The organism is Brevundimonas sp. TWP2-3-4b1 (genome assembly GCF_049897665.1).
Lineage (GTDB): Bacteria > Pseudomonadota > Alphaproteobacteria > Caulobacterales > Caulobacteraceae > Brevundimonas > Brevundimonas subvibrioides_B.
This window is the reverse complement of the sequence record NZ_JAFCWQ010000001.1, coordinates 251,784-265,358: the sequence shown is the minus strand read 5'-3', so window position 1 is coordinate 265,358 and position 13,575 is coordinate 251,784. Positions and strand designations below refer to the sequence as shown.

14 protein-coding genes are annotated in these 13,575 nt (G+C 67.4%); 5 read left to right on the top strand and 9 right to left on the bottom strand.

Annotation, left to right across the window (positions count from 1 at the left end):
- Window positions 1-50 precede the first annotated feature (50 nt).
- Window positions 51-482, top strand: a complete 432-nt coding sequence (locus ACP7A5_RS01310) for a c-type cytochrome (RefSeq protein ID WP_426040220.1) — start codon at window positions 51-53, stop codon at window positions 480-482.
- A 16-nt stretch (window positions 483-498) separates the two neighbouring features.
- On the opposite strand, the gene ACP7A5_RS01305 is transcribed toward ACP7A5_RS01310, so the two are convergent.
- The 4 genes from ACP7A5_RS01305 to ACP7A5_RS01290 all read right to left on the bottom strand — a co-directional run bounded on the left by ACP7A5_RS01305 (window position 499) and on the right by ACP7A5_RS01290 (window position 5,626).
- The gene (locus ACP7A5_RS01305) at window positions 499-2,007 is read right to left on the bottom strand and encodes a UxaA family hydrolase (protein WP_426040219.1); all 1,509 of its coding nucleotides are present in this window, start codon (window positions 2,005-2,007) and stop codon (window positions 499-501) included.
- Window positions 2,008-2,041: 34 nt separating this feature from the next.
- Window positions 2,042-3,238 carry a TMEM43 family protein gene (locus tag ACP7A5_RS01300; protein ID WP_426040218.1) on the bottom strand — a complete coding sequence of 399 codons (1,197 nt, stop codon included), beginning with the start codon at window positions 3,236-3,238 and terminating at the stop codon, window positions 2,042-2,044.
- A 109-nt stretch (window positions 3,239-3,347) separates the two neighbouring features.
- On the bottom strand, window positions 3,348-4,316 hold the full coding sequence (locus tag ACP7A5_RS01295) for an NAD-dependent epimerase/dehydratase family protein (RefSeq protein WP_426040217.1): 969 nt from the start codon (window positions 4,314-4,316) through the stop codon (window positions 3,348-3,350).
- A 5-nt stretch (window positions 4,317-4,321) separates the two neighbouring features.
- Window positions 4,322-5,626, bottom strand: coding sequence for a UDP-glucose dehydrogenase family protein (locus ACP7A5_RS01290; RefSeq protein WP_426040216.1), 1,305 nt, complete (start codon window positions 5,624-5,626; stop codon window positions 4,322-4,324).
- A gap of 128 nt (window positions 5,627-5,754) precedes the next feature.
- Here ACP7A5_RS01290 and ACP7A5_RS01285 point away from each other — a divergent pair, with 128 nt between their 5' ends.
- Window positions 5,755-6,624 (top strand): WecB/TagA/CpsF family glycosyltransferase, encoded by an 870-nt coding sequence (locus ACP7A5_RS01285; protein ID WP_426040215.1) that lies wholly within the window; start codon window positions 5,755-5,757, stop codon window positions 6,622-6,624.
- Here ACP7A5_RS01285 and ACP7A5_RS01280 read toward each other — a convergent pair.
- The 4 genes from ACP7A5_RS01280 to ACP7A5_RS01265 form a co-directional block, all read right to left on the bottom strand.
- Window positions 6,621-7,427 carry a metallophosphoesterase gene (locus tag ACP7A5_RS01280; protein WP_426040214.1) on the bottom strand — a complete coding sequence of 269 codons (807 nt, stop codon included), beginning with the start codon at window positions 7,425-7,427 and terminating at the stop codon, window positions 6,621-6,623. The genes ACP7A5_RS01285 and ACP7A5_RS01280 overlap by 4 nt on opposite strands.
- A gap of 71 nt (window positions 7,428-7,498) precedes the next feature.
- Window positions 7,499-8,659, bottom strand: coding sequence for a glutathionylspermidine synthase family protein (locus ACP7A5_RS01275; protein WP_303694249.1), 1,161 nt, complete (start codon window positions 8,657-8,659; stop codon window positions 7,499-7,501).
- Between the two features lie 141 nt (window positions 8,660-8,800).
- Window positions 8,801-9,541: a PspA/IM30 family protein gene (locus ACP7A5_RS01270; RefSeq protein ID WP_426040213.1), complete on the bottom strand. Its 741-nt coding sequence runs from the start codon at window positions 9,539-9,541 to the stop codon at window positions 8,801-8,803.
- Window positions 9,542-9,557: 16 nt separating this feature from the next.
- Complete coding sequence (locus tag ACP7A5_RS01265) at window positions 9,558-10,253, bottom strand: YjfI family protein (protein ID WP_426040212.1); 696 nt, start codon at window positions 10,251-10,253, stop codon at window positions 9,558-9,560.
- A gap of 94 nt (window positions 10,254-10,347) precedes the next feature.
- Between ACP7A5_RS01265 and ACP7A5_RS01260 the strand changes: the two genes are divergently transcribed.
- Genes ACP7A5_RS01260 through ACP7A5_RS01250 form a run of 3 tightly spaced genes read left to right on the top strand, consistent with a single transcriptional unit; the run spans window position 10,348 to window position 12,064 of the window.
- Entirely contained in the window at window positions 10,348-11,010 is a 663-nt protein-coding gene (locus ACP7A5_RS01260; protein WP_426040211.1) for a YjfK family protein, read from the top strand.
- A gap of 30 nt (window positions 11,011-11,040) precedes the next feature.
- On the top strand, window positions 11,041-11,451 hold the full coding sequence (locus ACP7A5_RS01255) for a DUF350 domain-containing protein (protein WP_425992936.1): 411 nt from the start codon (window positions 11,041-11,043) through the stop codon (window positions 11,449-11,451).
- Between the two features lie 7 nt (window positions 11,452-11,458).
- Entirely contained in the window at window positions 11,459-12,064 is a 606-nt protein-coding gene (locus ACP7A5_RS01250; protein WP_426040210.1) for a DUF1190 domain-containing protein, read from the top strand.
- 188 nt (window positions 12,065-12,252) lie between these two features.
- Here ACP7A5_RS01250 and ACP7A5_RS01245 read toward each other — a convergent pair whose 3' ends face one another.
- Window positions 12,253-13,539 (bottom strand): sugar MFS transporter, encoded by a 1,287-nt coding sequence (locus tag ACP7A5_RS01245; RefSeq protein ID WP_426040209.1) that lies wholly within the window; start codon window positions 13,537-13,539, stop codon window positions 12,253-12,255.
- Between the last annotated feature and the right edge of the window lie 36 nt (window positions 13,540-13,575).

Below are 13,575 nucleotides of genomic sequence, written 5' to 3'. Positions count from 1 at the left end.
TGACAGGGCTGTGGACCACAGCCTAGGTCCGCTGCGAAACGAGGGCGTCCATGAATAGATTGCAAGTCCTGATGCTGCTGGGCGCCAGCCTGCTGGCGGCCTGTTCTGGCGAACCCGCTCGGCCGGACAAGCCTGAGGCGCCCGTCGTTCAGGTCGCCGATGTAACCCGACTGACGGGCGATGCCGAGGCGGGCCGGGTCGGCTTCGGCCAATGCCGCAGCTGTCATGCGGTCGAAGCCGGGGTGAACCGGGTCGGGCCGAGCCTGCACGCGATCGTCGGGCGACCGGTCGGGACGTTGGGGGACTATCGCTACAGCACCGCCATGGCCGCAGCGGGCGGAGCCTGGGACGAACAGCGGCTGTACGACTTCCTCGAGAATCCGCGCGAGCATGTGTCAGGCACGAAGATGACCTTCGTCGGCATCAAGGACGGCCAGCGCCGCGCCGACATCATTGCGTATCTGAAGACCCAGGCGGACTAGGTCCGCCTGTCGGGGCCTACATCGTCGCGCCGAGGCGCCAGGGCTGGATCTCGTCCTCACCGAAGCCCAGCGACTCAGAGGCCGTCACCCTGCCCGAGGCTGTGGCGATGATGGTCTCAAAGATCTCGGCGCCGAGGGCGTCCAGCGACATCCCCTCGTCCAGCACGCGGCCGCAGTCGATATCGATGTCGTCCGGCATGCGGCGGGCCAGGGCGCTGTTGGTGGCCAGCTTCAGGCTGGGGGCCGGCTTCGCGCCGAAGACCGAGCCACGGCCTGTGGTGAAACAGATCAGGGTCGCCCCGCCCGCGATCTGGCCTGTGGCCGAGACGGGATCGTAGCCGGGCGTGTCCATGAAGACGAGGCCGTGGGCCGTGACGGACTCGGCATATTCGTAGACGGCCGCCAGGGACGCGGAGCCTGCCTTGGCCACCGCGCCCAGCGACTTCTCGAGGATGGTCGTCAGGCCGCCAGCCTTGTTGCCTGCCGAGGGATTGTTGTCGAGCGAGCCGCCGGTCGTCTCGACGTGCTTCTCCCACCACGCGATCCGGCCCATGAGTTTGGCGGCGACCTCGGGTGAGGCGCGGCCGGTCAGCAGGTGTTCGGCGCCGTAGATCTCGGGCGTCTCCGACAGGATCGCCGTGCCGCCGTGGGCGACCAGCAGATCGACGGCGCGGCCGAGGGCCGGGTTGGCGGTCATACCGGAATAGCCGTCCGAGCCGCCGCACTGCAGACCCACAATCAGTTTCGACACCGGCTGGGGCGTACGCTCAAGCGAGGCGGCGCGGTCGGCCATCTCCATCAGCCGGTCGATGCCGCGCTGAATGGTCGAGGCGGCGCCGCCCTCGTCCTGGATGGCCATGACTCCGAGGTCAGGGGACCCCGCCATCTGCTCCGCCTCCATCAGGCTCGAGATCTGGTTGGTCTCGCAGCCGAGGCCCAGCATCAGAACGCCCGCGACATTGGGATGTCGCGCATAGCCCGACAGGGTCCGGCGCAGGATGTCCATGCCCTCGCCTTCGGAGGCCATGCCGCAGCCCAAGCCGTGGGTGATGGCGACGACGCCGTCGATGTGGGGATAGCGGTCGCCAAGCCGCGCCTCGGTCTCGCGCGCGATGCGGCGGGCGACCATGGCCGAGCAATTCACCGAGGTGACCACCGCCAGATAGTTGCGTGTTCCCACCCGTCCGTCGGCGCGGAGGTAGCCGTCGAAGGTGCGCGGCTCATTGGCGACGGAGACGACCCCGGCCGGGATACCGGTGTCAGCGCGGGCCGAAATATCGCCGATGCCGAGGTTCTGGACGTGAACCCAGTCGCCGGGCGCGATGGCGGCGGTGGCGGCGCCGATGACCTGACCGTATTTGCGGACCTGGCCGCCGACGGGGACCGGCTTGAGCGCGATCTTGTGGCCGGCGGGGACATCGGTCGTGGCGGTGACGCCATCGACGGTCTCGCCGGCGGTCAGGGCGCGGACGGCGACGGCGACGTCGTCGTCAGGATGGAGGCGGAGAACGGACGGGGAGGACATGGTCCTCCCCGCCTAGCATGAGGCAGCAGAAACGTCAGGCCGCAGGTGCGGCTTCGGCTTCGGCTTCAGCAGCGAGCTTCTTCTTCGAACGCCCGCGACCGAATCGGTAGACGGCGAAGGCGATACCGCCGCCGATGGCCAGGATGATGATGGTGGTGATCGGACGGAAGGCCAGCCAGGCCAGGGCGATGGTCACCGTGCCGACGATCAGGCCGAGCACGAAGCCGATCAGGCCCGTGCCCATCCGCACGATCGTTCCGGCCAGGGGCAGGACGTCGGCCAGCACCCCGAACGGCGCCAGGATCAGACCGAAACCGACCATCAGCAGGACCATGCCGACGACGCGGATGATCCAGGCGATCATGTTGTTGGCGTCCTGGGCGGACTGAAACATGTCGCCGGCGGGCACGTCGCCGTCCGCGACCAGCAGGAATTCCGAGCCGTTGCGGGCGCGGTAGTCGAGGAAATTGTCACCGTTCTGACGGGCGACGACGCTGATCTCCGACGCCGGGGTGACCTCGTATGAGACGCGGGTGTCGCCGATGACGGGCGTCTGTGCATTCTCGCCGAAGAAGATCGTGCCTTGCGACACCGTATGGCTGGACGCCTCGCCGGCGGCCGCGTCGATGGCGTCGGTCTGTTCTGTCAGGTTCACGGCCTCGGCGCCGCCGACCTGGCTGAGGACGTTTTCCTCCAGCCGATAGTCACCCAGCGTCGCGTCAGTCGCATAGATGTCGGCGCTCTCGACCGACATCTCCGGATTCTCGTGGCCGGCCGGGGTGTTGAAGGCGCTGGAATCGATCGCGGTCGAGGACCAGGCCTTGGTGTAGGTGTAGGTGGTGACGGTCTCTTCGCCGCCGCCGAGCTTGGTACGGCTCTCCGACTTGGACTCCTCCTGCCACTGATACATCTCGGCGGTGCGCGACAGCTTCAGGCCGGTCGCGGCGACGCCGTACTGATTGTCCTCCAGCGGCGCGGTGACGACGGTCTGGCCGGTGACGTGGACCAGCTTCTGGTCGTTGGCGGGATCGATCGGAGAGGCGGGCGCCTCAACCACGGCGCCGGCGCCTTCGGTCAGGCCGCGCGCGACCTTGACGGCATTACCCTCGTTCCAGGCCAGGCCCCACACGCAGGCGAAGATCAGGACGATGCCGACCAGAACGCCGGCGAAGGCCGAGCCGATGCGGCTGAACCAGCCTTGGTTGGTTGTGACTGTGACTTGATCCGGCATGTGAGCCCCCCACGAGCTATCCGGCCGAAACCCGGCCGTCAGGCGCGCAGATATAGCACCGCTTCATCGCTGAGATAGCGATGGCGCGCATACGGAAGCTGACGGCGCCCTACAGCCCGCGCCAGTCCCGCCACCAGGTCACGAACCGGCCCAGCCCCTCGGCCAGGGCGACCTTGGGCGCATATCCAGTCAGGGCGGTCAGCCTGGACACGTCGGCCCAGGTGGCGGTGACGTCCCCCGCCTGCATCGGGCGCATGACCTTGACCGCCTCGCGACCCAGCGCCGTTTCGAGCGTGGAGATCATCTCCATCAAGCCCACGGGGCTGGAATCGCCGATGTTGTAGATCTCGTGCCCGCCGTGCGCCGGCGGCTTGTCCAGCACGCCCATGACGCCGTCGACGATGTCGTCGATGAAGGTGAAGTCGCGCGCCATCCGGCCCTCACCGAAGACCTGGATCGGCTCGCCCGCCATGATCTTCTCGGTGAAGCTGAAATAGGCCATGTCAGGCCGGCCCATCGGCCCATAGACGGTGAAGAACCGCAGGCCCGACTGGGGTAAGCCGTAGAGCGAGGCGTAGCTCTGGCTCATCAGTTCGCAGGAGCGTTTGGTGGCGGCATAGAGCGAGACGGGGCTGACCGTCGGATCGTCCTCGCGGAAGCCCTGCCCGGCCAGCGGCCGGTCGCCGTAAACCGAGCTGGAGGAGGCGTAGACCAGGTGCTCGACGCTGTTGTGGCGGCAGGCCTCGAGGATCGACAGGTGGCCCTGCAGGTTCGAGCGCTGGTAGGCGAAGGGATTCTCGATCGAGTAGCGGACCCCGGCCTGGGCGGCGAGATGGACCACCCGTTTCGCGCCCGATGAGCGGACCAGTTCGGCCATAGCCTCGGCGTCGGCGATATCCGCGCGCACCATGCGGAAGCCCGGGTAGGTCGCCAGCCGCCCTGCCCGCAGCTCTTTCAGGGCGACGTCGTAATAGGCGTTGAAGTCGTCCACGCCGACGACGGTCTCGCCGCGTTGCAGCAGGCATTGCGCCACGTGCATGCCGATAAAGCCGGCCGCCCCGGTGACAACGACGGTCATGAGGCTCAGCCCCGTCCGATGCTGGTGTAGGCGAAGCCGCGGGCGCGCATTTCCGCCGGACGATAGATGTTCCGCAGGTCCACGATGACCGGCGCCCGCGCCATCAGCTTGATCCGGTCGAGATCCAGGGCGCGGAACTGATCCCATTCCGTCAGAATCACGATCGCGTCGGCGTCCTGTGTCGCGCTGTAGGCGTCGTCCCGGTAGTCGACGTCAGGCAGAAGCTTCCGCGCCTCGTGCATGCTCTCGGGGTCATAGGCCTGGACCTTGACCCCGGCGGCGATCAGGGCGGGCACGATGTCGAGGCTGGGGGCGTCGCGCATATCGTCGGTGTTGGGCTTGAACGCCAGGCCCAGGATGCCGACGGTCTTGCCCGCGCCGGAGCCGCCGAGGGCCTCCAGAACGCGGTCCGCCATGGCCTTCTTACGGGCGTCGTTGACCTCGACCGTGGTCTCCACCAGGCGAACGGGTGCGCCGTACTGCTGGGCCGTGCGGACCAGGGCGACGGTGTCCTTGGGGAAGCAGGAGCCGCCGTAGCCGGGGCCGGCGTTGAGGAATTTCGATCCGATCCTTCCGTCCAGACCGATGCCCTTGGCGACCTGCTGCACGTCGGCGCCGACCTTTTCGCACAGGTCGGCGATCTCGTTGATGAAGGTGATCTTCAAAGCGAGGAAGGCGTTGCCGGCGTATTTGATCAGCTCGGACGTCCGGCGCGAGGTATAGATGACGGGGAAATCGTTGAGGCTCAGCGGACGATAGACCTCGGCCATCACGGCCTTGGCGCGATCATCGTCCGTACCGACCACGACGCGGTCCGGGCGTTTGAAGTCCTCGATCGCGGCGCCTTCGCGCAGGAACTCGGGGTTCGAGACCACGGCGAAGTCGGCGTCCGGATTGACGCGGCGGATGATGGCCTCGACCTCGTCGCCGGTGCCCACGGGAACCGTCGACTTGTTGACGATGACGGTAAAGCCCTGGATCAGGCCCGCGATCTCCTCGGCGGCCGCATAGACGTAGGACAGGTCGGCATGGCCGTCGCCGCGCCGCGTCGGCGTGCCCACGGCGATGAAGACGACATCCGCCGAGCGGATCGCCTCAGCGCCGTCCAGGGTGAACTCCAGACGGCCGGCCCTGACGTTGTCGGCCACCAGCTGTTCCAGGCCGGGCTCGAAGATCGGGATCTCGCCCCGATGCAGCCGCTCGATCTTCGAGGGATCCTTGTCGACACAGACCACTGTGTGGCCGAAGTCGGCGAAACAGGCTCCGGACACCAGGCCGACATAGCCGGTGCCAATCATCGTGACGCGCATCAAAACATTCCCAGCGAGAGCGCGGGCAGCCTTAGCCCAGTCATCCCGGCGGCGCAAAAGACGGGCGATACGCCCTGTTAAGCCTGTCCCCTTACCCGATCTTGAGCCGGACCGTTCAGGGTAGACGCATGACCGACGCCTCCCGCTTCTCCCTGCCCGAAGCTGTTGCGACCGATCGCCGCCAGCAGGTGCGGGCGCCCTTCCGCAAGGCGCGGCGCGAGCGCGAGCGTGTTCGCCTGCTCGGCCAGACCGTGGATCTGGTGCGCCCCGAAGAGGTGCTGCACCACGTGGAGACCTGGGTCGAGGCGCGCCGTAAGGTCCTCATCGCCAATCACAACCTCAACAGCCTCGCCCTGCTTCAGAAGCACCCAAGGCTTCAGCGCTTCTATGATCGGGCCGATCTGGTCGAGGTCGACTCCACGCCGCTGATCCATTTCGCAAGGCTGCTGGGCCTTCAGGGCAAGGCGTTTCACCGCTGCACCTATCTGGACTGGCGCGACCACTTCTGGAGCCTGGTCGACCGCAAGGGCTGGCGCGTGATGTACATCGGCGGTGCGCCGCAGGTGGTCGAGCGGGCGCGCGGCCGTCTGGCTTCTGAGTACCCGAACGCCGACATTCGCGCGCGTGACGGCTTCTTCGTCGCCACCCCGGGCTCGCGCGACAATGAGGTCGTGGTCGCCGAGGTGAAGGCCTTCGATCCGCACATCCTGTTCGTCGGCATGGGCATGCCGCGTCAGGAGCTGTGGATCCTCGACAATCTGGACGCCCTGCCCGACTGCGCCGTTTTCTCGGTCGGCGCCGCGTTCGACTATGAGGCCGGTGAGCAGAAGGCCGCGCCGCGCTGGATGGGTCGGATGGGCCTCGAATGGCTGTTTCGCCTGGTCCATGACCCGAGGCGGCTGGCGCGCCGCTATCTGATCGAGCCGTGGAGCCTGAGCCATCTGATCGTCGCCGATGTCTGGACGGCGATCCGGACGAAACGGTTCGGCCGGGCCTAGACCGCCAGGGGCGAGGTGGTGATCGCGACGCGGCCCCCACGGCCCGTTGCCTGCACCTGGGTCCGCGTCTCGCCCTCGAGCCGGACCGCCGACAGCACATTGGTCGCATAGGCGCCGGTGTCGACGCCGATCCGGCGCGCATCGGAGTGGACCCCCTCGGCGGGGGTGTGGCCGTGCACGACCACCTGTTCGAACAGGCCTGCGTGATCCAGGAACGGCTCACGAATCCTCATCAGATCTTCGGGCGACTGGACTGCCAGGGCGACGCCAGGCCGGGCGCCGGCGTGGGTGAAGAAATAGTCGCCGATCGAAATCCACATCTCCTGGCTGGCCAGCAGCTCGCGGTGGGAGTCCGGCAACGCCTCGTCGAGCGCTCGCGAGGCATCGGCCCAGGCCAGCGTATCGCCGCGCATCGGGGGCGGACTGACGCCGTAGGACACCAAGGTGTCGCGGCCGCCGTCGTCGCACCAGGACGGCCCGACCTGGGGATCGCGCAGGAAGGCCTCCATCTGGTCCTCGTGGGCGCCGCGGATTAAGCGGACCTCCAGCCCCGGATCGGCCGCGAGATTGATCAGCTGATTCAGGACCCCTTTTGAGTCGAGACCGTGATCGACCGAGTCGCCGAGGAAGACGACGACCTTGCGCTTGACCTCGGCCGCATACAGGTCGGCGCGGATGGCCTGGATCAGCCGGTCGGCCAGATCGGAACGCCCGTGGATGTCGCCCACCGCCCAGATGACGCAGTCGGGCGGCGTGCGCGACGCCGGCCGTGCAAGCCGATTGGGGAACAGGCGGGAGAGCATGCCGATCACATGCCTCCTCGCCTCCCCGCGTTCAAGCTGAAGCCGGGGGTGACGACCTTAACGCCGGAGGATCAGTCGTGGATGAAGTGGGGAACGAAGCGCGAGACGTTGCGCGTGATCCGGCCTTCGTCCTCGCGCACCGACATGCCGGCCGGTTCCTCGCCAACCACCCATGAGCCGATGATGGCGTGACGGCCGTCGAACACGGGCGGAGCGTGGACGGCCTGGAGGATGGCGCGGCCGTCGTAGCCGCCGTCCTTTCCCTGTTCCGTACCGCCGGGCTCGACGATCGAGATGTTGTCGCCCTCGCGGGAGAAAAGCGGCTTGCGGACGTGAGCGGAGGACAGGGCCGAGGCTCCGGGATCGTCCTCGAACCAGCTCTCCAGCAGGTTGGGGTGACCGGCATGGCGTTCCCACAGCAGCGGCAGGATACCCTTGTTGGACAGGATCGATTTCCACGCCGGCTCCAGCACCGTGATATCGGCGTGGGGCAGAGGCTCGGCGTAGTCGTCGCGCAGCATCTGTTCCCACGGGTAGAGTTTGAACATGGCCTGGATCAGCCAGTTCTGCTCGTCCACAAACCGCCCGTCGGCGTTCAGGCCGATGTCGCCGATGGCCACGAATTTCGGGTCGAGACCGGCCTGTCTGGCGATATCCTCAAGGAAGCGGACGGTCTGGCGATCCTCGACGAAATCGGGGTCCGACGAGAAATGCACGAACCCGCCCATCGGGAAGATGGCGCGGAAGCGGGCGACCAGTTTCTCATGCAGGCTGTTGAACTGGTCGGCGGCGGCCGGGATCGAGCCGTCGGCGATCCGGTCTTCCAGCCACAGCCACTGGAACACCGCGCTCTCATAGATCGAGGTCGGGGTGTCGGCGTTGTACTCATAGAGCTTGGCGGGGCCCTGGCCGTCGTAGGCGAAGTCGAACCGGCCGTAGAGCGACGGGTCGCCCCGCTTCCAGCTGTCGGCGACGTAGTCCCTGAGCTTTTCCGGGATGTCGAGCAGGCCCATCAGCCGTTCGGACTTCACCGCCTCGTCGACGAGATCGAGACACATCTGATGCAGTTCGGCGGTCGGCGCCTCGATCCCCTCCTCCACTTCCTGGAGCGTCAGGGCGTAGGCGACCTCGTCGGACCAGTAGGGATCGCCCGACGTGTGGTGCCAGGTGAAGCCGAGGCTGTCGGCCTTGGCCTGCCAGTCGGGACGTTCGGGGAGGATGAGGCGTTGCATGTAATCTCCAATCCTCCCCCGTCGGGGGAGGTGGCGCGGCGCCACTTCAGCGCCGTGACGGAGGGGGCCAGCCGCGAATGCGGTGTCTGGGGCCAGCCCCCTCCACCGCTTCGCGGTCCCCCTCCCCCAAAGGGGGAGGATTTAGGCTGGGTCTTTATCCGGCGTCGACTGGCCGATGCGCGGCGTGACCACCGTAACGTCCTGTTGCGTCAGCCGCGCCAGCACGTCGTCGGCCGACGAATGCCCGGGCAGGATGCCGGCCTCCTTCAGCTTGGCGTCGAGGTCGGCGCCGGTGCGCTTGTCCTCGAACTCCTGACCGACACGGAGGCGCTCTTCCTGAACCGCCTGGCGCTGCTTGATGCGCTGCAGGCTGTCGGCGGCGGAGCCGATGCGCGAATGGGCGCCGGCCGACTGCAGGGCGACCGAGGTCTGGGCGCGCTGGACGCTCTCGTTAACCTTCACGATATCGATCTCGCGACGCAGGGTCTCGATCTTCTGGTCGGTCGAGGCGATGGCGGTGCGCAGACGCGCCTCGGCGGCCTTCATGTTGTCGATCAGCGGACCGCGCGTGCCGATCTCGGATTCCAGTTCGGCGATCCGGCCTGCGACCTCGCGGGCCAGATCGGTCTTGCCCTGGCCAAGCGCGGCGCGGGTCGAGCTTTCATATTTGCCGATCTGGTCGCGGAACGAGGCCATCTCGCTTTCGGCCATGCGGCGGCGGGCGACGAGGCCGGCAAGGTCGTCGCGGGCCTTGCCTTGGGCCGTGTCGGCGTCGCGGATTTCCTGATCCAGGATCTTCAGGGCGTTGGCGTCAACCACCGACTGGGCGGTATCATGGGCGGTGCCGCGGAACAGGGCGGAGAGTTTGCTGAGCATGGACATGGGTCTGGTCTCCGGTTCAGGCGGCGGCTTCGGTGCCGAAGGTTTCGCGCAGGTCGGTGGCGTCGATGGCGTTCTCGGCCAGGGTGCGCAGTTCAATCAGGATGGTCTGGAGCGTGGTCTTGGACGACAGTTCGCCCATCAACTCATAGACGTCCTGGTCGCCGACGGTGGTGATGGCGAAGTTCGACAGGGGCACCAGTCGCTGCGCCTTCAGCAGGAATTGGTTGAACCGGGCCGTGTCGGCCTGCTCCGCCACCGGCCACAACAGGACCGAACAAACGATCTGGGCGCCGCCGACGCTGAGGTAGACCGGCAGGTCGCCGTACTCATGCATGGTCGCCAGAAGCACGGGGTCGGCCCCCTCCAGCACGCGCAGGGTCATTTCCCCCTCGCGGACCAGGGCGGACTGGTCCAGCGCCGCCTTGATGGCGGGCACGGTCCAGGCGGTTTCGATGACGGCGTCCATGTGAGGTTCGGCTCCGGTTGATGTAGAGGTGGGACGTGGGCGACGCGGCGCAAGCTGTGATTTGAGCAAGGCGGGGCCCCGGGTCGAGTCGGTGACGATGGCGTGCACGGCGGCGCGGACATCGTCCCGGCAGCCCTGTGGCACCCAGAACTCCAGCTTGATCATGCCGGCATCGCGGCGCGCCTGTCTCCAGGCCCGAATGCGATCGGTCCCGGAGGATGCAGTGATATGCGCGGCGTCGGTCATGTTGCATGTAACGCGTAACATGAACACTTGACCTGCGACAAGCAGGATGCGAATTTCGTTCGTGGCCGCGCCGGAGCGGCGTAAAGACCGAACCATGTTCAAGCGTCTCTTCGGCGGACAGCCTGCCTCGGAACCCGCCAATCGGCTGGCGGTCGTGCGCAACATCACCGTGGGACGGACGGTGTCGCTGGACCCGCTGGCCTGGCGCCGGCTGCAGCCCGAGACCGTCTTCAACCTGGACACCGACACGCTGGAGATCACGGCGCAGGGCACGATCGCCCTGGACAGCGGCCAGCATGTGCACCGCTTCTACACCGACGACCATGTGATGCTGCAGGCCATGAGCGACGACGCCACCGGCGCCGAGGCCTATGATTTCTCCCTGTTCATTCCCTGGACGAGCGCCTACCCGCCCGGTCCGCGGGAGCGCCGAATCTGGACCGACCGGCTGAGCGAGCCCGTGTTCGACGGGACGGCGGAGGAACTGCCGTCCTACCCCCGTTACTGGTTCGCCGAGAGCGACGCGCGCCAGCCGCCGGTGACGTTGTGGGAATCGATCTGCGACGACCGCACCGCGACCGTCCCTTACGGCCGGATCTTCCAGACCTGCATGCTGTATGCGCGGGACCTGTCGGGCGGACGCGAACTGATGCTGGCGCTGGAGATGGAGCCCGAGAAGGCGGCAGGGAAATCCGCCGACATCAGCCACGAGATCATGGTCGGCATCCCCCTGGAAGTCGGCGAGTTCACGGCGTGAGCCGTCCCACGACAATGGAGCACTGAGACGATGGACTGGTTTGCATTCCAGACGGGGGCCACGGCCTTCGTCATCGCCTTCGCCGCGGCGGGAGCCTTCACCGTGGCGTTCAAGCTGATCTACCAGTGGGTCACGCCCTATCACGAGCGGACCCTGATCCGGGACGGCAATCCGGCGGCGGCCATTGCCCTGGGCGGCGCCCTGATCGGCTACGTCCTGCCGCTGGCCTCGGCCCTGTCGCACACGGTCAGCCTGATGGAGTTCGCCGCCTGGGCGACGCTGGCGGGCGTGATCCAGATCGGGGTTTTCGTTTTAATCAGCCGCCTGGCGTTCCGAAACCTCGCGACGCGGATCGAGGCGGGCGAGATCGCCGCCGCCATCTATCTGGCCTCAATTTCCATCTGCGTCGGCTTGCTGAACGCCGCCTGCATGACGACGTGAGGGAGACATGAGCGACCTTCCCGAAACCACCACCATCCGCCGCCTCAAGCGATCGCGCACGCTGCAGGTCACCAGTCTGATGGCGACGGCCTCCTTCTCGCTCGCCGCCTGCGGCGCGCCGCAGGTCGCTGTGCCGGAGCCCGTGCCGGCCCTGGCCTATACGTCCCTGGACGAGTGCAAGGCCGCCAATGACATCAGCGACACGGAGTGCGACGCCGCCGAGGCCAACGCCCGCACCCAGGCCGAAACGACCGCGCCGCGCTATGCGACCCAGTCGGAATGCGAAGGCCAGTGGGGTCCGGACCAGTGCCGTCCGAACAGCTCCGGCGGCTCGTTCTTCACGCCCCTGCTGACCGGGTTCGTCATCGGCCAGATGCTGAACGGCGGCGGCTATCGCGGCGGCGGCGGCCTGTACCGCGACCGCAACGGCAATTTCCAGAACGGCTATGGCGGCGGATATCTGAGCCGCGACTATCGCACCGGTCGTCAGGTCGCCAACGGCCGCGACTACGGGACCGACGTCGCGCGTCAGGCGCCGAGCCGCGTGCAGAGCCGCACGACCGTCGTCTCGCGCGGTGGCTTCGGCGGCGGCGGACGGGGTTACGGGGGGTAGGCCCCTCTCCCCTTGCGGGAGAGGGCTTGAGCGCCCGAGAGCGAAGCGAACGGCCTCGCGCGAAAGGGTGAGGGGTCGAGATGCCTCTCCGGTCAGCGCCCCGCGTCACCCCTCACCTGACCGCGCCAGAACGACGGCTTCGCCGCCGTGCGCGATCTCCCTCTCCCGCAAGGGGAGAGGGTCTTGTTCTAGTGCCCGCCACTCACCGTTGCCGCGACCTCGCCCCGCACCTTGGTTCGGGCCGCTGCGATGGCGAACACCGTCAGCGCCACATAACCCAGCAGCGGCACCCAGAAGGCCGGGTTCAGCACCCCGCCCGCGCCGTCCGCGATCCGCCCCGCGAGGAGCGGCAGGACGGCGCCGCCGATGATGCCGAAGACCAGCAAGCCTGAGGTCGCCGAGGTCGGGGCTGAGGACCGCTCCAGCGTCAGGGTGAAGATGGTCGGGAACATGATCGAGTTGAACAGGCCGATCGACAGGGCTGCATAGGCGGCCGTGGTCCCGCCGGTCTGGATGACGACGAAGCACAGGATGCCTGCGGCCACGGTGCACATAGCCAGCAACCAGCCGGCGGGAATGAAGCGCAGCAGGAGCGTGCCGACGAAACGGCCGATCATGGCGCCGCCCCAGTACAGGGCGACAAGCTTGCCGGCCTCCTCCAGCGGACGGTTGAGGATGCTCTCCGAGGCCAGGAAGTTGGTCATCAGCGAACCGATGGCCACCTCGGACCCGACGTAGATGAAGATGGCCACGGCGCCGAAAATCGCCCAGGGCGAGCGGAAGGCGGTCAGGAAGTTGGAACCGGCCGCGTCGGTCACCGGAGCGGCCGCATTGATCTGTTTCCGCGCCGAGAAGATGAAGGCGGCGACCAGGGCGAAGAAGCCGCCCAGCGCCAGGAAGGCCAGGTCGATAGCGCGCATGGACTCGCCGCGGGTGGCGACGGTGACCACCGCGCCGACCGCGAACACGCCGCCGGTCAGGAGGACGTGCGACCCCAGCCACGGCCCGATCGTCGTGCCGAGCGAGTTGAAGGCCTGCGACAGGGTCAGCCGCAGATGCGAGCTCTTCTTCGCCCCCAGCTCGGCGACCAGCGGATTGGCGGCGACCTGCAGCAGGGTGACGCCCGAGGCGATGACGAACAGGGCGATCAGGATGCCGGGATACCAGTCGGCCATGGTCGAGAGCGGCACGATCAGACAGCCCGCCACCATCGTCGCCAGAGCCGCCAGGATGGCCCGGCTGTAGCCGAGGCGAGCGAGGACCGCGGCCGCCGGCAGGGAGGCGACCCCATAGGCGATGAACCAGGCAAAGGTGGTCAGGAAGGCCTCGGTGAAGCTAAGATCGAACACCCGCCGCACAGCCGCGATCAGCGGATCGATCAGCGAGGTCGCGAACCCCCAGGCGAAGAACAGCGTCGTCACATAGGCGAAGGCGAGGGTCGTGCCCTTCGTCGGGGTCGTGGTGGTCTCGGTCATCCTGGCCTCGTTTCCTCTCGGGCATTGGTCGCCCGT

Coding starts and splice junctions, on each gene's coding strand:
- ACP7A5_RS01310 (WP_426040220.1), top strand. CDS start 51: ATGAATAGATTGCAAGTCCTGATGCTGCTGGGCGCCAGCCTGCTGGCG.
- ACP7A5_RS01305 (WP_426040219.1), bottom strand. CDS start 2,007: ATGTCCTCCCCGTCCGTTCTCCGCCTCCATCCTGACGACGACGTCGCC.
- ACP7A5_RS01300 (WP_426040218.1), bottom strand. CDS start 3,238: ATGCCGGATCAAGTCACAGTCACAACCAACCAAGGCTGGTTCAGCCGC.
- ACP7A5_RS01295 (WP_426040217.1), bottom strand. CDS start 4,316: ATGACCGTCGTTGTCACCGGGGCGGCCGGCTTTATCGGCATGCACGTG.
- ACP7A5_RS01290 (WP_426040216.1), bottom strand. CDS start 5,626: ATGCGCGTCACGATGATTGGCACCGGCTATGTCGGCCTGGTGTCCGGA.
- ACP7A5_RS01285 (WP_426040215.1), top strand. CDS start 5,755: ATGACCGACGCCTCCCGCTTCTCCCTGCCCGAAGCTGTTGCGACCGAT.
- ACP7A5_RS01280 (WP_426040214.1), bottom strand. CDS start 7,427: ATGCTCTCCCGCCTGTTCCCCAATCGGCTTGCACGGCCGGCGTCGCGC.
- ACP7A5_RS01275 (WP_303694249.1), bottom strand. CDS start 8,659: ATGCAACGCCTCATCCTCCCCGAACGTCCCGACTGGCAGGCCAAGGCC.
- ACP7A5_RS01270 (WP_426040213.1), bottom strand. CDS start 9,541: ATGTCCATGCTCAGCAAACTCTCCGCCCTGTTCCGCGGCACCGCCCAT.
- ACP7A5_RS01265 (WP_426040212.1), bottom strand. CDS start 10,253: ATGACCGACGCCGCGCATATCACTGCATCCTCCGGGACCGATCGCATT.
- ACP7A5_RS01260 (WP_426040211.1), top strand. CDS start 10,348: ATGTTCAAGCGTCTCTTCGGCGGACAGCCTGCCTCGGAACCCGCCAAT.
- ACP7A5_RS01255 (WP_425992936.1), top strand. CDS start 11,041: ATGGACTGGTTTGCATTCCAGACGGGGGCCACGGCCTTCGTCATCGCC.
- ACP7A5_RS01250 (WP_426040210.1), top strand. CDS start 11,459: ATGAGCGACCTTCCCGAAACCACCACCATCCGCCGCCTCAAGCGATCG.
- ACP7A5_RS01245 (WP_426040209.1), bottom strand. CDS start 13,539: ATGACCGAGACCACCACGACCCCGACGAAGGGCACGACCCTCGCCTTC.